We start from the raw sequence: 21,730 nt of genomic DNA, 5'->3' as shown, positions 1-21,730 counted from the left end.
TTTTGGTGCTACTCTAAATTGACTACTTACTTTCTATATTTTTAATTCCAGCAAGAAAGGCTCTAATCGTTATTATTAAGCTTTCATCCAAATCCAACGACATTTTAAATCCGCCCCTTTGCTCCAAAGCTGAAAACCCATGTAGTATACTGCGCAATCCTCTGACGGCATGCAAGGTATTATCCTTGTTTAAGTCAAATGTCTTTAAAACTCGAACGACAAGGTCAACGATTTTTTCTCCTGCCAATTGAACATTTACATCTTCAGGATTAGGAGCCAGCAGTGTTGCCTCATAAATTCCCGGATGTTTACGAGCAAAGCTAATGTAGGCTTTGCTTACTTCTAGTATAACGTCGTTAACTGAGGCCCTGGTCGCTGCCTGTGATAATTCGGCATAAAGCATTTCAAGTCCGTAAATCGCTAATTTTCTTCTTAAGTCCGGCAATCCACCGAAATGATTGTAGAGTGAAGGTGGGCGAATTTTAAGTCTTTTAGCTAGATTTGCAAGTGTGACCTCCTCTATGCCATGTTGATCTGCTAGAATCCCGGCTTCTTTTAATATTGACGCTAAATCAAGTCCGACTTTTGGTCTTGGTGACATGACAATTACTCCCTTATTTCAATTTGCATTCTAAACGATCAATAGCTTCTTCAATCAGTTTTATTGGATTTTCAATAATTTTCCCATGTCCAACTGCTAGAAGTGTTGGCTTTATCCCAGCTATTTTTTTAGCACTTTTTAATGCAGTTTCTTTACTCCACGTACCCCAAGCAGGAAATGGAAACAACGGTTTTACATCCCCCGCAACCGCAATCCCTCCTCTTACTTGCAGAGCATCACCGACTATGATTGCATTTGTTCTTATGTCAAGAAAAGACATTGAACCTGGGGTATGACCGGGTGTTTCAAAAGCCTTAAGAGAACCAATTTGATCCCCTTCCTTTAATAATTCATTCGCACGAGTTTTTAAAGTATTCGGCACTCCACCCTTAATAGGCGTTTGGTCTTCGTGGCTATCAAGTGAACGGTCCCCATTCATCAAGCGGTGATCTCTTTGTGAGATATAGACTGCAATATCCGGAAATCTTTTTTTAATTGCATCAAGTGCTCCAACATGATCTTCATGTGCATGGGTTAGTACAATTTTCGTAATGGGCTTACCTATCACTTCAGCTGCTTGAAAAATTCCCTTAGCAGCAAAGCCAAGAGCTGTATCAATTAAAGTCAATCCTTCCTCTTCCTCAACAAAGTAACAGTTGACCGGAAAAAGAATAGGCATAAAAATTAATTGGTATAGATACCCCTTTTTAATCATTTTCATGTTTCCGCACCCCTTTAACTAATAGTATTAGTTAAAATTTAACTAACACTATTAGTTTTGTCAAGAAATTTATTCCTTTTTTAAAATTTGTAATACTGCTGATTAGCTTGGAAGTACTGTTCGAGAAAAGGTTTGGAAGAATTGTACTTAAACAAACGGAGGAATTATTTTGATAACGATATTCCGCAATCGGGCGCTTTCCTGGAAAAAGGGGCGGGCGCGATTCTTTAATAAGGATCGCGTAACTTTTCATTAAAGGGCCATTATCTTGAATAACATTTTAAGAAAAGTTGGATACTTTTTGGATTATTTTGGTAGAATTTAATTAAGCGAGGGTAAGGGGGTTAATTAATATGAACGGTGATGCCATTGTTTGGATGATTATTTTTTTATCTATTGTGATTGGTGATGGTTTAGCATTGTATTTATACAAAAAAAAGAAAATCCCTTTATGGGTTTCTGCAATTGTTTTGGCTCTTTTATCTCTAGTGATAGTATCTAGTTTTGTATCATTAGGAATTTATTATGGTAATAAAAATCCTGGAAATAATGCTGGTGACGAATGGCAAGGAATCGCTTTTGCAGGAGGGTTTATAGCAATAGTCCTGGCTCTCAATGCAATTATTATGTTTGTCATAGGAGTTATTTTAAATATTTATACATTCATTAAAAAGAAACAAAAAACATAACTGCCTGGACTTTGAGAATAATGCTTGTATGTTGATATTGGTATTATATTGAAAATCAAATATTTTGAGAGATATTGAGGTGATTTATTTGAAGAAGGTAGTTACACTTCTTGCTTTCACTTTTATCGGAGTTTTTATAATAGGCTCTTTTCCTACGGTTACAAGTGCTTGTTCATGTATAGAATTACCAAGTGTAGAGGAAGAATTTGAACGTTCAAAAGCCGTATTTAGTGGGAAAGTTGTTGATATAAAAGTAAGAAAGAATTTAAAAGGATATACATCTAAATCCGTTCTTTTTGAGGTAACGAAGACATGGAAGGGTGTTGAACAAACACAAATTATTATTACCACTGGGCTAGATGATGGAGACTGTGGATATGATTTTATAAAGGGAAATGAATATTTGGTTTATGCAAAAGAATCAAGTATGTATGGGGCAAAATCGCTTGTAACAATCCTGTGTGATCGTACTGATGTGTTGAGTTCTTCACAAAAGGATTTGGAGATACTTGGACAAGGCCAGCCCCCAATTGAAGAAGTTAATTTAAGTGGTAAACATAATCAAATTTATATTTGGGCTACACTGGGAGGAGCCATTTGTATTGTTGTGTTTTTCATTTTAGTTAGAAGAAAGTTGAGTTAATGGTTGGAATAAATGATTAATATAGAAAGAATTACATCAAGCTTTTTTCCACAATCGGGAGCTATTATTGAATAACCTTCTTTTCTCCAGAGCAACAATCTTTTAAAACAGCCAAAAATAAACAAGAACCTTACTACGTTTGATATGTAATAAGGTTCTTAAAAATAATTTGAATTTGAATGGTTAACAAGAATGTTGTTGCTTAAAAGGATTACATAGTTTAAGTGAATTTAGTTACGTTGGTTGATGGTATCATTCAACTTTTTGCGATATTTGTCCTTCCAAGTTTGTTCATCCTTCACTAACTCGTCGCAGAAAGTAGCTACATCTTTGCCCGTAAGTTCAGTGACTGTCTTACCTTCCGCTACACCTTCCTCAAAGAGTTCTAGAATGCCGCAAAATATACGACTGCTATCCTTCCAGTCAGTGGGACCACCACCCGCAGTCCACAAATACTTTTGGATTGCTTTATAAGCGGTGCAGTACTCACGTGGAAGTGCCTTCGCACGTGCCTCCATCGCCCTCCATTCTTTTTTATCATCAAGACTTCCAACTATTTTTTCAAAAGATTTTTTAAAAAAACTCATTTTACTTACCACCTTTGATTTTAAGTTCGTTAATTTTGCTTGAGATGAATTCCCATTTTGCCCAAAAAACTTCAAGTTGTTTTTGTCCTGCTGCGTTGAGCGTATAAAATTTTCTAGGTGGTCCCATAGTAGATGGTTTTTTTTCTATGTTTACAAGATTATTTTTTTCTAGGCGCATAGTAATTGTATAGACAGTACCTTCAACTACATCAGTGAAGCCAAGTTGACGAAGATTTTGCGTAATTTCATATCCATAAGTTTCACCACGGCCTATGATTTCAAGTACACAGCCCTCAAGCACTCCTTTTAGCATTTCCGTAATGTTTTCCAAAAAATCCACTCCATTTATATTTCTAACTATCAGCGTTCTTTGTATCAGGTGCTTTGTTGTAAAGGTATTAAGTAATACCGACTACTGGTATATAGTATCACAGAATAGCTGCATTTAAAAGCTAACAATATTATGAATTAAAGCATTATATTTAAGAATGAAGGAACTTCATAAACCTTTATTGAATTTGTATATCAGTAATAAAGTTTTTTTGCTTTTAAAAGCTTAAGGTTTCAACAATAATTTTTTAAGGAATATTTACTTTTTAAAAAAGGGGTAATCAAAAAATGAAAAAATTGTTCTCAGGCGTATTTCTTACATTAATTCTAATCCTTACCTCGTCACCTACTTTTGCAGCAACCACTCAAATAAAAATTGACGGTGTTACGATTGTATCCGATGTGAATCCCGAAAGTAAGAGTAACCGTACAATGGTTCCATTACGTGTCATTAGTGAAATTTTAGGAGCCAACGTTAAGTGGTCGGATTCACAAGTCACGCTTACTAAAAACGATATGAAAGTAATCTTAAAACTTAATAGCAATAAAGTGGTGAAAAATGGTAAAACGGAGCTTCTTGATGTAAAGCCATACATGAAGAATAATCGTACTTTTGTTCCGATGCGTTTTATTGCCGAAACATTTGGCAGCAATGTCAATTACAAAAACGGTACAGTAACGGTTGATACAAAGCCATTGGTTATTGATGGTGTAAAAGTTAAAGCATTGCAGCACGAATATCATGCGACAATGGGCGGAGTAGTACAACAAATCAAAGGAAATGGTTATAACGAAGCCATTTATAATATTTTTATAGAAAACAAAGGAAGTAAGGTCGAACCGCCTTCAGATTACACCTGGTCAGTTCATAGCATCACAACTGGGGGGTATTATAAAGGTGGACAATATGATTTTCTAGACCAAGAAGGGAACAGCGTAGAACGTTTTGATATCTATAATTTAGTTCGAGGTTATGATGAAAAGTTGCCCCTTCCACCCCAAACTTTGATTCATGTGCCTACTGAAAATCAATGGTATTTATTTAGTGATCCCGCAAGACAAGCCATTGATCAATTAATTGATAGGGCTTCGGTGAATGGCTTTGTGACGGTTATTATTAATACAGTTCCATAAGGTATACAAAAGGTTTTCTTATTGTGTTAACAGGTGCTTTAGTGCAACAAGGGTTTATAAAGCAAACCTCCAGAAAAAGACGCTTTGGGAACGTATGTACTTTAACAAACGCATTAGAAAAAGAAGAAATAGTAGAGGAGAGATTAAATGAAAACCAATATAGAAGATCACATTACCGATGTTATGATTGAATTTGACTTTTCAGGAACAGTTCTTGTCAAAAATGATAAAAAAGCTTTAATAGAAAAAAGTTATGGTTACGCTAATCGTTCAGAGCAAATTGTAAACAGCTTTGATACACGATTTGGAATAGCATCGGGTTGTAAATTATTTACAGCGATAGCAATTTGTCAACTTGTGGAGGATGGGCTTCTTTCTTTTGATACAAAGTTAAAAGATTGTCTTAATATTTCTTTTCCTTATTTTGATAAGGATATAACTATTCATCATCTATTAACACATACAGCTGGAATACCTGATTACTTTGATGAGGAAGTTATGGATGAATTTGAAGAGTTGTGGATTAAGAACCCGATGTATCTAATAAGATCCTTGAAAGATTTTTTACCATTATTTCAGAATCAACCAATGAAATTAGGAGTTGGTGAAAGATTTCATTATAATAATGCGGGATACATTTTACTTGGACTAATTATAGAGCAGACAAGCAAAATTAAATTTGCTGATTACATTAAGGAAAATATTTTCAATAAATCTGGGATGACTGAGTCGGATTATTTTGAATTCGATTCTTTACCAATAAGAACAGCACTTGGGTATATTGACTTTCCTAATGGTACTTGGAAGACGAACATTTACTCATTGCCCGTAAAAGGTGGTTCAGATGGTGGAGCATTCGTAACCGTGAATGATATAGGGAATTTATGGGATGCGCTTATAAATAATGAATTATTAAGTGAAGAATACACTCACCAGTTACTTACTCCTTATATTAATACAAGTGATGATGATAATAGCTTTTATGGTTATGGGATATGGATTAAGAAAAATGGTAATGAAATTTTAAAATATCACATAATGGGTTATGACCCTGGAGTTAGTTTCCATTCTGCATTTTATCCTAAGTCTTTAATTAAAACTGTAATATGTTCGAACAAGTCTGAAGGAGCATATGACATTATGAAAGTAATCGAGGAAGAAATATTAAAATAAAACAAAAATCATCTGAGATTGTGAAACATTGTACTTAAAGTAACATATTCAGTCTGGGGAGGAATAATCTACAATTAATTCTCAATCTCTTACAGCTTTGAAAATTAACTTAACACAACGAATTTCTTCTTGAACCGATATATCTTTATTATTTACGTTATTCATTAAGAACCTCCTCAGTTGTTTCATCAATCGGTATTTTAGGATTAGGAATAGTTATAGTATTCAGTAAAGGAATTGTGCTATATTCAGCTAAAGGGCCATATTATGGAGCAAACTCAAATAGAATATTTTTACTTTTTTGACCATTATGGTAAAATATATTTGTAATATTTAGCGTTGATAGGGAAGAGTAAGTATTGGAGTTTTTATAGAGAGCTTCTGATGGTGGAAATGAAGCAAAACGAATTTACTGAACATGGCCTTTGAGCTTCGTACCGATATGTAGGCTACGACGAGATGAGCACTCGTTACAACAGCGGCGGTATGAGTTCGTACTGGCAGAGGCAAATAGTGTAAGCTATTTGTAAAATTAGGTGGTACCACGAGATAATTCGTCCTAATCGCAATTTGCGGTTAGGACTTTTTTTATTTTAAGGGGGAAACATAGAATGAATATATTAATCGGAGGCGCTTGGCCATATGCAAATGGTTCTTTGCATTTAGGTCATGTAACAGCACTTTTGCCAGGAGATATTTTGGCAAGATATTATCGCTTAAAAGGTGAAAATGTGCTTTATGTATCAGGTAGTGATTGTAATGGTACGCCAATTTCAATACGGGCTAATCAAGAAAATACTACAGTCACAGCAATAGCAGATCGCTATCATACTGAATTCTTACAATGCTTTAATGAATTAGGATTTACCTATGACCTATATACAAGAACTGATGCATCACATCATCATAAAGCTGTACAAAATATATTTTTAAAGCTTTTAGAGAATGGCTTTTTATTTAAAAAAAGGATTGAGCAAGCATACTGTACAGTAGATAATCAATTTTTACCAGACAGATTTGTGGAAGGAACATGTCCAAATTGTGGGGCAAAAGCACGTGGAGATCAATGTGACAATTGTTCAGCTATTCTAGATCCACTTGATTTGAAAGATAAAACATGCAAAATTTGCGGAAATGAGCCAGAGATTCGTGAAACGGAACATTATTATTATGAGTTTAGTCATTTTCAACAGCAATTAGAGAACTTTGTTAATGAAGCATCTAGTGAAGGAAGATGGCGAGAGAATGCCGTACAGTTAACTAAACGTTATTTAATTGAAGGATTACCAGATAGGGCTGTCACAAGGGACTTACCTAATGGTATTTCTGTACCTGTAGATGGTTTTGAAGAAAAGAAAATCTATGTTTGGATTGAAGCAGTAGCAGGATATTATACAGCAAGTTTAGAATGGGCAAAACAAAATGGAAAAGATGTTTCCGAATGGTGGAATGAGGAAGCCGTTTCCTATTATATTCATGGTAAAGATAATATTCCGTTTCATACAGTAATTTGGCCAGCAATCTTAATGGGTCTAGGTCAAGAGGGATTACCAACACATATTGTTTCAAATGAATATTTAACATTAGAGAAAAGAAAACTTTCCACAAGTCAAAATTGGGCAGTTTGGGTACCAGAAATATTAAAAGATTATCATCCAGATTCGATTCGCTATTTTTTAACAATCAATGCTCCTGAAAATCGTGACGCCGATTTTTCTTGGCGAGAATTTATCTACAGTCACAACAGTGAACTATTAGGTGCATTTGCCAATTTTGTGAATAGAACGTTGAAATTCATTGCAAAATCCTTTAATCACAAAGTCCCTCAAGCAAAAGTAAACAACAGTATTAAATTAGATGTGGAACACTTATATACAAAAGTTGGGGAACATATCGAATCAGGTGAAATGAAACAGGCAATTGAAGCTATTTTTAACTTTATTCGTACATCAAATCGCTACTTTGATGAAGAGCAACCATGGACTACAGTTAATAGTCATATTAAAAAATGTGAAGAAACGCTTGCAACTAGTGTTTACATTATTCAAAATTTAGCTCAATTATTACATCCCTTCTTACCATTTGGAAGTGAAAAGATTCGACAAATGTTGGGTACATCTTTACACGGATGGGATGAAGTTGCTGACTTACCAACGGAACTTAATAATGTAGAACCTTTATATGTAAGGATTGATGTAAAAAAAATAGAAGAAGAACTTCAAAAATTAGAAGAAGCATATAAGTGAGTTTAAGTTTTAACAACCAATTTTTTGTGACGATAAGCCTTTTAGGCGATTTCTTGGAATTGAAGCATTATATTTAAGAATGAAGGAACTTCATAAACCTTTATTGAATTTGTATATCAGTAATAAAGTTTTTTGCTTTTAAAAGCTTAAGGTTTCAACAATAATTTTTTTAAGGAATATTTACTTTTTAAAAAAGGGGTAATCAAAAAATGAAAAAAATGTTCTCAGGCGTATTTCTTACATTAATTCTAATCCTTACCTCGTCACCTACTTTTGCAGCGACGACTCAAATAAAAATTGACGGTGTTACGGTTGTATCCGATGTGAGTCCCGAAAGTAAGAGTAACCGTACAATGGTTCCATTACGTGTCATTAGTGAAAATTTAGGAGCTAACGTCAAGTGGTCGGATTCGCAAGTCACGTTTACTAAAAACGATATGAAAGTAATCTTAAAACTTAATAGCAATAAAGTGGTGAAAAACGGTAAAACAGAACATCTTGATGTAAAGCCATACATGAAGAATGATCGTACTTTTGTTCCGATGCGTTTTATTGCCGAAACATTTGGCAGCAATGTCAATTACAAAAACGGTACAGTAACGGTTGATACAAAGCCATTGGTTATTGATGGTGTAAAAGTCAAAGCATTGCAGCACGAATATCATGCGACAATGGGCGGAGTAGTACAGCAAATCAAAGGAAATGGTTATAACGAAGCCATTTATAATATTTTTGTAGAAAATAAGGGAAGTAAGGTAGAAGCTCCTGCTAATTATACGTGGATAAGTTATCCTTCAATTGGTGAATATTATAAAGGTGGTCAATATGATTTTCTAGACCAAGAAGGGAACAGCGTAGAACGTTTTGATATCTATACTTTAGTTCGAAGTTATGATGAAATGTTACCTAGTCAACCCTTAGTTTTGATTCATGTGCCTACTGAAAATCAATGGTATTTGTTTAGTGATCCCGCAAGACAAGCCATTCATCAATTAATTGATAGGGCTTCGGTGAATGGCTTTCTGACGGTTATTATTAATACAGTTGTATAAAAAGTGTTTTCTTATTGTGTTAACAGGTGCTTTAGTGCAACAAGGGTTTATAACGTATACGAAATAACTTAATAAACGTTCCAAAATGAAAGTTAGGTAATACATCTGAAAGGTACGATTGTTGTTAAATCAACGTTCGTGCCTTTTTGAGATGACTATTGTTTATACAGACTTTTATGCAACGCTATAAAAACATAGCTACGATAGGACTTTTTAAGATTTTGCAGAGCATGTTATCTGAATAAAAACCTGTATATAGAGACAATTTATTGATGCTTTAAACCTTTAATTTTTTTAATAATATTTGAAAAATAAAGAATGTGTTCTTTCGTTGATTGGACGTCAATTTTCAATAAACTTAAAATGCCTTTCACATACCATAGTTCTAATGTTTGATAAAATTCTTTCAAATTAACCGAATCCTTACAAGCTGACAGAAATTCTTGATTGTATGAAGGAAATGCCTCTAAATTCTGCGGTAAATATGAAGCGAAAATGGCGACTAAATCAAAATACTGTGGTCCTTTACGAGCTTCACTGAAATCAATAAAACAAACATTTTGTCCAGCAGTATGTAAAATATTCCAAGCACCTAAATCTCCGTGAATCCAATTCGTTTGAGTATTATCCAATGCTTTTAACTTTTCGATGGAAGGGGAAAGCTCATTATAAATCGTTTGATAGTGATTTTTTAAAAGTTCTTTTGTATCCGTCCATAACATATCTAATGCGAAACGATTTGAACGTTCTGGTTCATAATGAAAATCATTTAAATTTTTTTCTAACATTTGATAAGTATTTAAAACCTTTTGTAAGGGGACTTTTTCATTTATTGAAGGTACATAAACTTGCAATTGATATAAATTTTTATTTACTTCAATAAATGGTTCATCAAAATTTGTCGTTAAAATCTCACTCACAATATCTTTACTTCTCTCACTAATATGTCGTATAAGTTTATACTCAAAATAAGCTTGTTCTTTTTTATCAAGAGATTTTAAAATAAATTTCCTTGAAGTACTTGTATGTAATAAATGGGTTGAAGCCGTTTTACCCTTAGTCAATAGCGTGCTATTTGTAATTGAAGGTATACCAAATAATTTTACTATTTCTTCAAAATTGATCATAAATTACAACCCCTTTTCGCAATTAAATATTATAACAATTATTAACTGAATATCCTATTTAAAAAACGTTCCAAATAAAAGGTTGGACACGTTACGATAGAAATAACGACTGGAGGTAGTTTTTATGGATTCTAATTATAACTGTTTTATTAAAATCTGTTTCATAAGTGGCGATTTTCAATGTGATGTTTCAAGTGACACACAGTTATTTAGTTTTAAATCAGGTATAGGTTTTATAGCCATCCCACATTTTTTCTCTACTCTTTCTTCTCTATACAAGGGAGAAATCCATGAAGAAAAATTGTATTGTCATGGAAACGAGGATTACTATATATTTTCCAGTGATGGTTCAAATCTTAATATTGAACATATAGCCCATTACCCAGAGGACAACTTTACATATCAATTTAAACTAACTGAGTACATCAAAGCTATTTGTATAGGATTCCAAAACTATCTCCAACAGCTTGAACAAAAAGAAATACTACCTTTAAAAATGCAGGAACAAGCTCATCCATTAGAAAATGAGGTGTTAGCTGCTTTTCATGATTTTTCATTACTTTTAAATCGCTAAAACGATAACGTCCCCAATCAGCAGCTATAGCAAATACATTGCCTTAGCTGCTTTTTCTTTAATTAGATACAAATGCTACGATGTTCATGTACAATCGCACTCACTTAAAGATGTACACTTTTGCCTCACTTTCTAGCATACTAATCATGAGGTGATTAGTATGTACATAACGCTAGATGTTCAAACGAATTTTGAAATTAATAGTCTTTCAGACTTACCAAAATTCAAACAGTTAATGGAGAATTTAAAAATGAAAATTAACAAAAGCCAGTTGGCTAGAGAAATGGGTGTGGATCGACGTACAGTTGATAAGTACCTAAATGGATTTACACCAAAAGAAACAAAAGAAAAGGCATCTATTTTAGATGATTATTATGAGGTAATCGCTGCACTACTGTCGGAGGATTCAAAGCAGGTGTTTTATTACCGCCGTATACTTTGGCAATATTTAAAAGACAATCACGGTTTAGAATGTGGTGCTTCTACATTCCGTCGCTATATCGCAAAGACACCCGAATTCGCAGCTTATTTTACAGATCAAATGCGTATTCCCTCACCGAAAGGTACGACAAGATTTGAAACACCACCAGGTCAACAGGCACAGTTTGATTGGAAGGAAAGCATTCCTTTTGAGACAAGTGATGGTGAAAAAGTAGAGGTAAACGTAGGTGCGCTGGTTCTAGGGTATTCAAGATTCCGTATATTTACTCTGACATTGAGTAAAACACAAGATGTTTTGTTCTCATTTTTAACCGAAGCATTCGAAAAAATTGGGGGTGTTCCAAAAGAGATCGTAACTGATAACCCAAAAACAATTATGGATGTGGCACGAACAGAACAGTGTTCAGGAAAAATAAATAGCAGGTTCGCCGCTTTTGCGAAGGATTTTGACTTTAAGGTACGACCATGTATAGCACGGCGTCCTCGTACAAAAGGTAAAGTAGAAACACAGATGAAATTTATTGATGAAATCCATGCATATCAAGGTCAATTGACCTTAGAAGAGCTCTATCATTTCATTGAAAAGTTAATGAATCGATTGAATCAATCTTTCCATCAAGGGTCAGGCAAAATACCCGTATTTGCTTTAGAAAAAGAAAAGAGCTCCCTACTTCCGCTACCCGCAGAAAAGATAAGGAACTCTTACCGTATCAAGCATCAGCTTGTACAAGTAAACACATCAAGTATGGTCTCCTACAAAGCCAACCAGTATTCAGTCCCCACTAAGTACATTGGCCAAAAAGTTGGGATACAAATACATGATGATCAATTATGGATTTATTATAACATGGAGTGTATTGCACAGCATCTTATATCGAATCGAAAATTAAATATTCGTCCTTCAGATTATAAAGAAACCTTGCAAATTTCTGCACCTCGTTATCCAGACATTGATACTTTAGCGAAAAACAATCTAAAAGCTATTGGAGAGGTGTATGACACATGATACAGCAAACAAATTATCAGCAACTTTTGAAGAACTTAGAGTATTTAAAATTAAAACAAATGGTTACACATTTAGATGAAGTCGTGGACTTCGGCATCCACAATCAAATGTCATTTATCGATACGTTGATTAAATTAACAAATTATGAAATTGATTTACGTGAACACAATATGATTCATGCGATGGTAAAAGTGGGTGCCTTCCCAAATCTAAAAGAGATAAAGGACTATGATTTCGACTTCCAACCGTCAATCAACCCGCAACAGATTCATGATTTTCTTACATTACGTTTTATTGAGAGTAATGAAAACATCGTATTTTTAGGCCCTAGTGGTGTGGGTAAGACCCATTTAGCCTCCGCTATCGGGATTGCGGCTGCAAAAAAACGTACAAGTACGTATTTTATAAAATGTCATGATTTGATTCAGAACTTAAAAAGGGCTCGCCTAGAGAATCGTCTAGAGAGCCGCTTGAAGCATTACACAAAATATAGGTTACTTATTATCGATGAAATTGGTTATTTACCCATTGATCCGGAGGATGCAAAACTCTTCTTCCAGTTAATCGATATGCGTTATGAAAAACGAAGCACAATCTTTACAACAAACGCTAACTTTAAATCTTGGGACGAAGTGTTTCAGGAGCCTAAGTTAGCCAATGCGATTTTAGATCGCATTTTACATCACGCAACGGTTGTAACAATCATCGGTAATTCTTATCGTTTGAAAAACCATTTAGCTCCAGAAAGTGAGTAATTTTATACACAGTTAAGTGAGCGTTTTTGTACATAGATTAATTGACATTTGTAATTAGATTCCCACTCCGCTTCGGGAATATTTTTTTCTTTTAATAACACAAACAATACTGCCGATATACGAGTTAATAGTAGTATTTAATAAAGGGGTGTTATAAGTGATTGGAAAAATTCAAACAACACAATTAAATACATTAGGGGCAGTTCAACACAAAAATATAATGAAAGTGCCAGAATCCAAATTCCAAAAATTAGGTTATCATTAAATGAGATTAATTTTAGTACTGAAACAACTATAGAATGGATGAAAACGGAAGACTTCTTTTACCAGAAGATTATGTTCACAAATATGAACAGGTAGAAATATAAAAAAAGCTAAAGAATAATCCAGAGTGCAGTATGATTGTTTGAAAAATTATGCTCTTGCTAGGAATATAATAATTAATTTTTTACCAATTAACTGTAAGTTTTATTAGCCGATAATATAACATAATACGAATTTCAAAAGGGGATGTTTGAAATGAGGTCAGTAGGCATTGATGAAATAACATTAAAATTACTGGGTGTGGAAATATCAGATAAGAAAGTACAAATGCCTGTGCCTAAATTTAATGGTGCAACAGGTATTCCGACAAAATTAACTCCAGCGATGAGTGAAGAAAAATATAAAGAAGCAATTATTGCACAGGCTAAAAAGGATTTTGAAAATGGTAAGTTTGGTGGTCATAACAATTCTTCTTATATGGTATTAAAGAACAGCTTTGTTTCTGTCGTATCACCTGACCGTAAAGGTTCAATCGCACAAATGATAAGACAAATACCAGCCTTACAGCGTGGTAAAGTCAGTTATTTAGAGGTAAAGGACGCAAAGGGAAATCTTACGTCTACCTATTCGCCTCATAACGGTTGGCACGCAATTGGTACAAAAGATGAACAGCGTCGTGAAAGTGCATTTGATGCAATTTATACAGAAGCGTGGCGTGCATTAAAAGCAGAAGCACAGCAGCAAGTAAAACCAACGTCAGGTTCGATTGATACATTTATTTAAGTTATACAAATACATACAAAATAACGTTTCCAAACCAAAGTTAGGGAACCAACAACCCCCATTCAATTGAGAGGGCACTGAAAAAGTCATTCAATTATAGGTAGAGCGTCATGGAACGAAAATTCGTTCCATGACGCTCTTTTTCTTCGATGCCGTTGATTTCCATTTCGGCGGACGCGTTTCGCGGGCACGGCTCCAGCCTTCTCCCTCGCTATGCTCAGTCCGGGTGCTTCCGCTCGTGCTGTTCCCGCAGAAGTCGCCGCCTCCATTCCAATCAACTAGAACCACTTTCATCAGAAAAATAGCTTTCCTCTTCTTACAACCTTTCAGATTTCTTGTATAATAAAAGGACTAATAAAAGGTGGTGCGACCATGATTTCTAAACAAGAAACGTTGAATTTAAGCCCTTATATGGCGTTGTACGATTTAATCATTCCAAAAGACAATATGCTTCGCCGAATCAATGAGCTCGTAGATTTTTCATTTATCCTAGAAGAACTTCAGTCAAAATACTGTTTAGATAATGGCCGTAACGCAATTCCACCGATTCGCATGTTTAAATATTTACTATTAAAAGCGATTCACGACCTATCGGATGCCGACCTTGTCGAGCGTTCGAAATACGACATGTCCTTTAAATATTTTTTAGACATGACCCCAGAAGAGGATGTCATTGATTCAAGTTCGTTGACAAAATTCCGTCGACTTCGTCTTCAAGATATGAATCTATTAGATTTACTGATTCAGAAAACCGTTGAAATTGCCTTAGAAAAAGGGCTACTACTCAGTAAAATGGTCATCGTTGACGCTACTCATACAAAGGCTCGTTATAATCAAAAATCGCCAAAAGAATTTTTACAAGAAAAGTCGAAAAATTTGCGAAAAGCTGTGTATCAATTGAATGAAGAAATGGTTGGGAAATTTCCAGCGAAACCTACATCGAATGAAGTCGCAGAAGAATTAGACTACTGTCGTCAAGTAGTGGAAGTGGTAGAAACACAATCAAAGGTTGCACAAATCCCGGCTGTAAAAGAAAAGTTAAATGTTTTAAAAGAAGTAATTGATGATTATGAGAACCAGTTAAGCTATTCGAATGATCCGGATGCACGCGTAGGGCATAAGTCAGCCGATTCTTCTTTCTTTGGTTTTAAAACGCATATTGCGATGAGTGATGAACGAATTATTACAGCAGCGGTTGTGACGACAGGTGAAAAAAGTGATGGTCATTATCTTCAAGAACTAGTTGAAAAAAGTAAAGAAGCAGGTATGGAAATTGAAGCAGTGATTGGTGACGCCGCTTATTCTGCGAAAGATAACTTACACTATGCCAAATCAAAAGAGCTCCAATTAATTTCAAAGTTAAATTCAGTCATTACAAACGGTAGCGGACAACGAAAAATTGAATTTGATTACAATAAAGATGCCGGGATGTTTGTCTGTCCAGCTGGGCATCTAGCTATTCGAAAGACACTTTCTACGAATAAAAATAAGAATAAAAATCCGAAAATGTCCTACTACTTTGATATTGAAAAATGTAAAGTTTGCCCGATGCGTGAGGGCTGTTATAGGAACGAGGCAAAAAGTAAAACCTATAGTGTGACCATTAAATCAACGGAACATGAAGAACAATCGATTTTCCAAGAAACAGATGCATTTAAAATGCTGGCGAAAAATCGTTATAAAATCGAAGCGAAAAATAGTGAGTTAAAAAATCCACATGGCTATAAAACAGCCAAATCTGCGGGTTTATTTGGCATGCAAATTCAAGGAGCCACAACGATATTCGCAGTGAATCTTAAACGAATATTGAAACTGCTAAATGAAAAAGAGTAAGAAGTAGGCAAAGAATAAGGCACTTTCTATTCGTTTTCGAATGGAAAGTGCCTTATTTTTGTTTGAAAAATTAATTCGTCATAAAAAACGTAAGTTTTTCAGTGCCCTCTCAATTGAATAGGGGTTATTTTGCTGCTTATGAACAGTAGATCCCCAAACCACTGTTTTGGAAGGTTTGTGCTTTATCGAAATGAATAGTTTATATCTAAAAATATTTTTTCATAGTGTCACAAATGCCCATTGATTTCAGTTATATATGTTAGAAAGGAGGGAACCACTTTGACTGTACTGAATAAATCCAAGGAAAATTCCAATCTAAATATAAAATCCATCGTGGAACAAGTTAAAACAGGTGATATCCATGCCTATACAGAAATAATTTGTTGCTTTCAAAAGCCCATCTATATTTATTGTTACTATTTGCTAGGCAGCAAAGAAGATGCTGAGGATGCTTCACAAGATATTTTTATAAAGGGATTAGAGAATATTAATAAATTTTCTTATAATACTTCTTTCTCAGGATGGCTTTATAAAATTGCTCATCATCATTGTATTGACTTAATAAAAAAGAAAAATAAAGGATATAAATTTTGGACAGGTTTTACGAAGGATCATACAAATCAGACTCATATACAAGAGTCTAGCTATGACAACATCATTCACGAGTTATTAGAAAAATTAAATATGGACGAAAAAAGGATTCTGCTTCTTCGATCTATAGAGGAATATAGTTTTGATGAGATTGCTTCTATTATGGGACTTAAGACAACTACTGTACGAAAAAAGTATGAACGACTACGTAAAAAATTGGTGAAGGAAAATAAGTTAGGAGAGGATATTTATGGACACTCGTTCAAAACTTGAAGATAAGGAGTTAGCTCAGATAGAAAGACTTATTCGAGAAACACCTATTGAAGTTGATTTAGTTGATCGTACTATGAACAAATATGAAAGTAAACGTAACACAAAGCAACGAGAAAGTTTTAGAACTCATATGAAAATACGTCAAAAGCTGATGATAATTACCGCCTCTGCAGCAATGATTTTTAGTTTGACTATTGTTATGGGGTTAATATCGCCAACGATGGCGGCGACGATGAAAGAAGTGCCTTTATTATCATCTGTTTTTAAATTTACAAGGGATCTTGGTCTACACGCCGCAGATGAAAAGGGACTCTCAACAAAATTGAATTCAAGTGTTACGCATGAAGGCTTTACATTAAATGTAACAGAAGTAGTGTATGACGGTACACGTGTTGCAATTGGGATTGAACGCCACCATATAGAGGGTGAAAATTCAAAAGAAAGTTTATCAGAACAAATAAGTAAGATTGAGTTTTTACTAAATGGTGAACCATTGGATCACACTAATTTTAGTGGTCTTTTTTTACAACCAAGTAAGGATAATAATTCCGTAATTTTAGAATTTTCAGATTTGAAGAATCAAGGTGGAAGTCCTTTCCCAAAACAGTTTGATTTGACATTATCCACTACAATAACTGGGATTTCTGAACCGTTTAAAATAGATATTCCAGTGAGTGATATTGGAAACTATGTAAACCTACAACCTAATATAAGTAGAAAACACAAAAATAATCAGCTTACTATTGAACAAATTATTCTAACGCCCATTACAACTAGTATTACGACAAGAATAGCCTTGCTTGATAAATCAACTTCTGTAGATTTCCGGAGTGGAATTAATATCGCAGTTTTTGATGAACAAGGGCGTGAACCAAGACTAGTTCATGGCAATGGCCGCCGTGAGACGAATAAAGGAACTAGCGATTTGATCATGGATTTACGGGTTCATCCATTTGAAACCTTACCAAAAGCTATTACAATCAAACCGTATATTCATCTTTATGACGGTGAGGGATCATACCAACTGGATGAAAACGGCGACCCGAAGATTCAATACATTCCTGAGCTAGAAATAACAATACCAATTAACTCAAAAGAATAAAATAGTAAAGAAAGTGCGGCAGAGCTCACTTTCTTTACTATCTAGTACTTCAAACTATCTTTTTACCTCAAAATAATAAGTACCAAGTATTGCCCCGTTAGATTTATAAGCGTGTGGATTAACTTGAAAAGGGATTGTTCCTTCTTCAGATAAAGGGCCATTTTCTTGAATAACAATAACATAAATTCAATACAAATATGGATAATTATGTTAATTTATAATAGTAATGTGTAATGAATCAATTAAGGCTAATAATCCACTATTGGGGGGAAACAATGAAAAAAGGTCAATTAGATGTTATTAACTTAGAGAAATTAATCCAAGATCAAACTGATTATATTAATTTTATCGTAAGTGAAGTTAATGACCACGCTCTTAGAATAGCTGTTATTAATGGGGAATTCCACTGGCATAAACACGAGGATTGTGATGAATTATTTTATGTGTTGGAAGGAGAACTATTTATCGATATAGAAAACAATGAGACAGTATCTCTTAAACCAGGTGAAATATTTACTGTTCCAGCTAATACAATGCATCGAACTCGTTCAAATGAACGGACAGTTAATTTGTGTTTTGAAAGAACCAGTAATGATATAAATGGATAGCTAATTAGACAATATTCAGCGTATCTCTTCAATAAAGTGTTATAGCGCGCGCAAAAATAATTTATAAAATATACAAATTAAAGTTTCTAAATAAAAATTTGGGAAGACACAAAACCCCAAGAAATGCTATGAAAACAACATTTCTTGGGGTTTCCTTTAGTGGCTTTATTTAAAAAGCGAACTTCAACAAACGGGCGCTTTTCTTTAATAGGAGAGCGTCCTTCTTCATGAATAGGGCCAAATTGTTGAATAAAACATTTTATGCAATGTTTCCAAATGCCGCATTTGTTGCATTTTCCTTAGTATTTTTAAAGAATAAAAAAGTCCTTATATTTTTTCTCATATCTACATAGATGTTTCATTTTGGAAATAGTGGTAGAATTATCAGAAAAAATAGGGTGGATTTAAAGTGAAAAAAAGATTAGGTTGTCTCCACGCCCACTACTCAAATATTGAATATATCGAAAAAGCACTTTTACCATACGATATTGAATGCGTACATTTTGTAGACCCTGCTTTAATGTATCGAGTGACATCGGATAAGAATTTTCATGTCCTCGATGCTCAAAATAAAGTGAACGAACAAATAGAGTGGATTTCAAAGTCAAATGTCGATGGGATTCTCATTACGTGTACGAATTATATTGCCATATTACAAGAAGAAAAATTATCAATATCTATTCCAATCTTCAAAATTGATGAACCTTTTTTTGAACACATTTGTAACATAGAACAGCCCCAAATGCTTTTATTTACAAACCCTGCGACAGTTAAGGGAAGTATTGAACGTCTTAATCAGTATGCTAAACAGCAGAAAAAGTCAGTAGATGTAGAGGCGATTACCATTAATGGCACGTTTGAATTAATTATGCAAGGTTTAAAAAAAGAATATAACAATAAACTAATAAGTTTTATAACTGCTGCTATTCAGAAAAACAAAGTGATTTCAGTTGCCCAATTATCAATGGTTGATGCTGCTAAGGAAGTTGAGTATATGACATCTACGTCAATCATAAACCCATTGGACACATTAGTTTCGTACATAACTAAACAATTGGAAATGGAAAAGTAGGAATTCCAGCCTAATTAGAAGCGTTTAATATAATCTACACGAAATATAAATAATGCCTAGGAAAATAATGATCTTCAACAATCTGGCACTTTTTTTTAAAAGGAAAGAGTCTTTTAAGGGCTATATTGTGGAATAAAAAAATATAAGAGTAGAAATTTATGATAAGATTAATTTGAAGATTCTAACAGATAAGAATCGTTGTTTAGAAAGAGGGGGAAGAAGTGTCGTATTGCAAAGTTCGTAAGGCAGAGATTTATTATGAAGATATAGGTGAAGGTAAACCAATTTTATTAATACACGGATTTACTCTTGATCATAGAATAATGAGTGGTTGTATGGAGCCAATATTTACTTTAAGGGATGGATGGCGGAGGATTTATATTGACTTACCTGGAATGGGGTTAACAAAGAATTATAACGAAATTAGTAGTTCAGATGATATGTTAAACGCGCTTACTGATTTTATCGAAGCTGTACTTCCTAATCAAGAATACATAATTGCAGGAGAATCTTATGGTGGCTATATAGCAAGTGGACTTATTGAAAAGCAAAAAGAACGAATACTTGGAGCTGCATTTATTTGCCCTGTTATTATTCCACAGCTAGACGATAGAACGGTTGAGAATCATAGAATTTTTAGAAGAGACGGAGAATTTATAGAAAAACTATCAAAAGAAGATTTAGCCGTTTTTAGTAGCAATCAAGTTATACTGGATGAGTATAATTGGTTACGTTATAACAAAGAAATTTTATCTGGATGTAAAATTGCAGATGAACTACTTTTGGTAAAGGTTAAGAAGAACTATGAATTTTCATTTAAAGTTAATCAGTCTATTTTTACCAGACCTAGTTTATTTCTTTTAGGCAGACAAGATTCTTCTGTTGGATACAAAGATGCATTAAACATAATGGAATACTATCCAAGAGGGTCATTTGCAATATTGGATATCGCAGGTCACAATTTACAAATTGAGCAACCTCAACTTTTTAGTTCTTTAGTAAATGAATGGTTAGATAGAACAGAGGAATTACTATAAACTAGCTAGTAAGGAGCTTGTTCAGCAATCGGAAAACGTTGATTTAACAATGCTCCTGCCTTTTTCGTTTTTCCAAAACTTTTATTTGGGAACATTATTTTGTATGTAAATGTATGAATAGGCAGTTATTCATACATTCTATTTTTTTGAATCATATAAGAATTCTTTACTTTAAGAGTAATATGTTGATATAGCTAAAATAAAAATTCCCATGACTATCTGTAACATATACTTACATTTTTACCTCCTAATTTAAGACGTTGAACTTTAAGAAGGATTGCCTTTGGAATTGTGAAAACAAGAATAAAGTAGTTATGGAGGTCAATTATGAGTATATTTTTAAAATCCAATAATACACGTACTAATATTAATGTAAGCAAAAAGGAAATAGCATTTTCTGTTTTATTTTCATTGATTTTCGGATTTATATTGGGTTTCGTTGCTAAAATACTAGATTCACCTATAATTCCCAACGAAATTTCAATTTTGTCATTTATAGGTAGTAACTGGGGGATATGGATATTCATTTCTACTTTGGTGGCTGTATATTCATACACGCCTAAATTAGCCGCAACACGTGTTTTTATATTCCTTATTTCAATGCTATTTTCGTATTATATATATTCAATATTAGTTCTTGGACTTTTTCCATTAAAATATATTATTTTTTGGTGCATCGTTGCATTACTATCAACACTTCCAGCCTATATACTGTGGTTTTCTCATGCTGATAATTTCATTTCCAGTATTCTAATAGCATTACCTATATCTGTAATTTCATTTGATGGATATAAAATCTACCTTTCTACGGTAGAGTATTATGAAAAATTTAGGCAGTACGAAGATATTATGGTAAGTGATGGAGATTATTTTTATATGCTAGGTACTGAAATAACATATTCTTTATTGATAATTATTATTTTATTTCTTGTTCCTAAAAGAAGAAAACAATGTCTATATATTATTCCTTTTTCTATAATTGTGTTTTCTGCATTAGTGGCCATAATAATTTAATTATTAGAATCTATATGATATTTTAATCGATACCGTCTTCCAGCTTCGTTGATTGAAGCAAAGAAGGGAACATA

The 21,730-nt window shown here is 33.8% G+C and carries 22 protein-coding genes and 1 other annotated feature; of the genes, 17 read left to right on the top strand and 5 right to left on the bottom strand.

Annotation, left to right across the window (positions count from 1 at the left end; genetic code table 11):
- Positions 1-22 precede the first annotated feature (22 nt).
- Both DCE79_RS10120 and DCE79_RS10115 read right to left on the bottom strand, forming a co-directional pair.
- Entirely contained in the window at positions 23-601 is a 579-nt protein-coding gene (locus tag DCE79_RS10120; RefSeq protein WP_108712939.1) for a TetR/AcrR family transcriptional regulator, read from the bottom strand.
- A 13-nt stretch (positions 602-614) separates the two neighbouring features.
- Positions 615-1,322 carry an MBL fold metallo-hydrolase gene (locus DCE79_RS10115; protein ID WP_108712938.1) on the bottom strand — a complete coding sequence of 236 codons (708 nt, stop codon included), beginning with the start codon at positions 1,320-1,322 and terminating at the stop codon, positions 615-617.
- 353 nt (positions 1,323-1,675) lie between these two features.
- Here DCE79_RS10115 and DCE79_RS10110 point away from each other — a divergent pair, with 353 nt between their 5' ends.
- A complete protein-coding gene (locus tag DCE79_RS10110) occupies positions 1,676-2,011 on the top strand; it encodes a hypothetical protein (protein WP_108712937.1) in 336 nt (111 codons plus the stop codon).
- An 88-nt stretch (positions 2,012-2,099) separates the two neighbouring features.
- Positions 2,100-2,654 carry a hypothetical protein gene (locus DCE79_RS10105; RefSeq protein WP_108712936.1) on the top strand — a complete coding sequence of 185 codons (555 nt, stop codon included), beginning with the start codon at positions 2,100-2,102 and terminating at the stop codon, positions 2,652-2,654.
- Between the two features lie 230 nt (positions 2,655-2,884).
- Here the strand turns inward: DCE79_RS10105 and DCE79_RS10100 are convergent, their stop codons facing one another.
- Together DCE79_RS10100 and DCE79_RS10095 are read right to left on the bottom strand one after the other, a co-directional pair.
- The gene (locus tag DCE79_RS10100; protein WP_108712935.1) at positions 2,885-3,241 is read right to left on the bottom strand and encodes a DUF1048 domain-containing protein; all 357 of its coding nucleotides are present in this window, start codon (positions 3,239-3,241) and stop codon (positions 2,885-2,887) included.
- Between the two features lies 1 nt (position 3,242).
- Entirely contained in the window at positions 3,243-3,572 is a 330-nt protein-coding gene (locus tag DCE79_RS10095; RefSeq protein ID WP_108712934.1) for a PadR family transcriptional regulator, read from the bottom strand.
- 287 nt (positions 3,573-3,859) lie between these two features.
- Between DCE79_RS10095 and DCE79_RS10090 the strand changes: the two genes are divergently transcribed.
- From DCE79_RS10090 to DCE79_RS10075, 4 genes are all read left to right on the top strand, one after another.
- A complete protein-coding gene (locus DCE79_RS10090; protein ID WP_108712933.1) occupies positions 3,860-4,705 on the top strand; it encodes a copper amine oxidase N-terminal domain-containing protein in 846 nt (281 codons plus the stop codon).
- A 147-nt stretch (positions 4,706-4,852) separates the two neighbouring features.
- Positions 4,853-5,878, top strand: coding sequence for a serine hydrolase domain-containing protein (locus DCE79_RS10085; protein ID WP_108712932.1), 1,026 nt, complete (start codon positions 4,853-4,855; stop codon positions 5,876-5,878).
- Positions 5,879-6,208: 330 nt separating this feature from the next.
- Positions 6,209-6,443: a binding site (T-box leader), on the top strand.
- Between the two features lie 46 nt (positions 6,444-6,489).
- Positions 6,490-8,124, top strand: a complete 1,635-nt coding sequence (gene metG / locus DCE79_RS10080) for a methionine--tRNA ligase (RefSeq protein ID WP_108712931.1) — start codon at positions 6,490-6,492, stop codon at positions 8,122-8,124.
- Positions 8,125-8,333: 209 nt separating this feature from the next.
- A complete protein-coding gene (locus DCE79_RS10075; RefSeq protein ID WP_108712930.1) occupies positions 8,334-9,176 on the top strand; it encodes a copper amine oxidase N-terminal domain-containing protein in 843 nt (280 codons plus the stop codon).
- 266 nt (positions 9,177-9,442) lie between these two features.
- Here the strand turns inward: DCE79_RS10075 and DCE79_RS10070 are convergent, their stop codons facing one another.
- Positions 9,443-10,303, bottom strand: coding sequence for a phosphotransferase (locus DCE79_RS10070; RefSeq protein WP_108712929.1), 861 nt, complete (start codon positions 10,301-10,303; stop codon positions 9,443-9,445).
- 124 nt (positions 10,304-10,427) lie between these two features.
- Here DCE79_RS10070 and DCE79_RS10065 point away from each other — a divergent pair, with 124 nt between their 5' ends.
- The 11 genes from DCE79_RS10065 (at position 10,428) to DCE79_RS10010 (ending at position 21,656) form a co-directional block, all read left to right on the top strand.
- On the top strand, positions 10,428-10,877 hold the full coding sequence (locus DCE79_RS10065) for a hypothetical protein (RefSeq protein ID WP_108712928.1): 450 nt from the start codon (positions 10,428-10,430) through the stop codon (positions 10,875-10,877).
- A gap of 160 nt (positions 10,878-11,037) precedes the next feature.
- Positions 11,038-12,324, top strand: a complete 1,287-nt coding sequence (istA, locus tag DCE79_RS10060; protein ID WP_108711590.1) for an IS21 family transposase — start codon at positions 11,038-11,040, stop codon at positions 12,322-12,324.
- Entirely contained in the window at positions 12,321-13,079 is a 759-nt protein-coding gene (istB, locus tag DCE79_RS10055; RefSeq protein WP_108711591.1) for an IS21-like element helper ATPase IstB, read from the top strand. Before istA ends, istB begins: the two co-directional genes overlap by 4 nt.
- A gap of 519 nt (positions 13,080-13,598) precedes the next feature.
- Positions 13,599-14,126: a hypothetical protein gene (locus DCE79_RS10050; protein ID WP_108712927.1), complete on the top strand. Its 528-nt coding sequence runs from the start codon at positions 13,599-13,601 to the stop codon at positions 14,124-14,126.
- A 372-nt stretch (positions 14,127-14,498) separates the two neighbouring features.
- Positions 14,499-15,959, top strand: coding sequence for an IS1182 family transposase (locus DCE79_RS10040; RefSeq protein ID WP_108712925.1), 1,461 nt, complete (start codon positions 14,499-14,501; stop codon positions 15,957-15,959).
- Between the two features lie 279 nt (positions 15,960-16,238).
- Positions 16,239-16,823 carry an RNA polymerase sigma factor gene (locus tag DCE79_RS10035; protein ID WP_108712924.1) on the top strand — a complete coding sequence of 195 codons (585 nt, stop codon included), beginning with the start codon at positions 16,239-16,241 and terminating at the stop codon, positions 16,821-16,823.
- Positions 16,801-17,925 carry a DUF4179 domain-containing protein gene (locus DCE79_RS10030; protein WP_108712923.1) on the top strand — a complete coding sequence of 375 codons (1,125 nt, stop codon included), beginning with the start codon at positions 16,801-16,803 and terminating at the stop codon, positions 17,923-17,925. The genes DCE79_RS10035 and DCE79_RS10030 overlap by 23 nt, the downstream gene beginning before the upstream one ends.
- A gap of 275 nt (positions 17,926-18,200) precedes the next feature.
- Positions 18,201-18,533, top strand: a complete 333-nt coding sequence (locus DCE79_RS10025; RefSeq protein ID WP_108712922.1) for a cupin domain-containing protein — start codon at positions 18,201-18,203, stop codon at positions 18,531-18,533.
- A 409-nt stretch (positions 18,534-18,942) separates the two neighbouring features.
- On the top strand, positions 18,943-19,605 hold the full coding sequence (locus DCE79_RS10020; RefSeq protein ID WP_108712921.1) for a hypothetical protein: 663 nt from the start codon (positions 18,943-18,945) through the stop codon (positions 19,603-19,605).
- 221 nt (positions 19,606-19,826) lie between these two features.
- Entirely contained in the window at positions 19,827-20,642 is an 816-nt protein-coding gene (locus DCE79_RS10015) for an alpha/beta fold hydrolase (RefSeq protein WP_108712920.1), read from the top strand.
- A gap of 327 nt (positions 20,643-20,969) precedes the next feature.
- Entirely contained in the window at positions 20,970-21,656 is a 687-nt protein-coding gene (locus DCE79_RS10010; RefSeq protein ID WP_108712919.1) for a DUF6518 family protein, read from the top strand.
- The last annotated feature ends 74 nt before the right edge of the window (positions 21,657-21,730 follow it).

Source organism: Lysinibacillus sp. 2017 (assembly GCF_003073375.1).
Classification (GTDB): domain Bacteria; phylum Bacillota; class Bacilli; order Bacillales_A; family Planococcaceae; genus Solibacillus.
The sequence above is the reverse complement of the archived record's forward strand: the minus strand, read 5'-3'. Positions and strand labels throughout refer to the sequence as shown.

Coding starts and splice junctions, on each gene's coding strand:
- DCE79_RS10115 (WP_108712938.1), bottom strand. CDS start 1,322: ATGAAAATGATTAAAAAGGGGTATCTATACCAATTAATTTTTATGCCT.
- DCE79_RS10090 (WP_108712933.1), top strand. CDS start 3,860: ATGAAAAAATTGTTCTCAGGCGTATTTCTTACATTAATTCTAATCCTT.
- DCE79_RS10040 (WP_108712925.1), top strand. CDS start 14,499: ATGATTTCTAAACAAGAAACGTTGAATTTAAGCCCTTATATGGCGTTG.
- DCE79_RS10070 (WP_108712929.1), bottom strand. CDS start 10,303: ATGATCAATTTTGAAGAAATAGTAAAATTATTTGGTATACCTTCAATT.
- DCE79_RS10065 (WP_108712928.1), top strand. CDS start 10,428: ATGGATTCTAATTATAACTGTTTTATTAAAATCTGTTTCATAAGTGGC.
- istA (WP_108711590.1), top strand. CDS start 11,038: ATGTACATAACGCTAGATGTTCAAACGAATTTTGAAATTAATAGTCTT.
- DCE79_RS10085 (WP_108712932.1), top strand. CDS start 4,853: ATGAAAACCAATATAGAAGATCACATTACCGATGTTATGATTGAATTT.
- DCE79_RS10025 (WP_108712922.1), top strand. CDS start 18,201: ATGAAAAAAGGTCAATTAGATGTTATTAACTTAGAGAAATTAATCCAA.
- DCE79_RS10030 (WP_108712923.1), top strand. CDS start 16,801: ATGGACACTCGTTCAAAACTTGAAGATAAGGAGTTAGCTCAGATAGAA.
- DCE79_RS10075 (WP_108712930.1), top strand. CDS start 8,334: ATGAAAAAAATGTTCTCAGGCGTATTTCTTACATTAATTCTAATCCTT.
- istB (WP_108711591.1), top strand. CDS start 12,321: ATGATACAGCAAACAAATTATCAGCAACTTTTGAAGAACTTAGAGTAT.
- DCE79_RS10010 (WP_108712919.1), top strand. CDS start 20,970: ATGAGTATATTTTTAAAATCCAATAATACACGTACTAATATTAATGTA.
- DCE79_RS10110 (WP_108712937.1), top strand. CDS start 1,676: ATGAACGGTGATGCCATTGTTTGGATGATTATTTTTTTATCTATTGTG.
- metG (WP_108712931.1), top strand. CDS start 6,490: ATGAATATATTAATCGGAGGCGCTTGGCCATATGCAAATGGTTCTTTG.
- DCE79_RS10120 (WP_108712939.1), bottom strand. CDS start 601: ATGTCACCAAGACCAAAAGTCGGACTTGATTTAGCGTCAATATTAAAA.
- DCE79_RS10100 (WP_108712935.1), bottom strand. CDS start 3,241: ATGAGTTTTTTTAAAAAATCTTTTGAAAAAATAGTTGGAAGTCTTGAT.
- DCE79_RS10050 (WP_108712927.1), top strand. CDS start 13,599: ATGAGGTCAGTAGGCATTGATGAAATAACATTAAAATTACTGGGTGTG.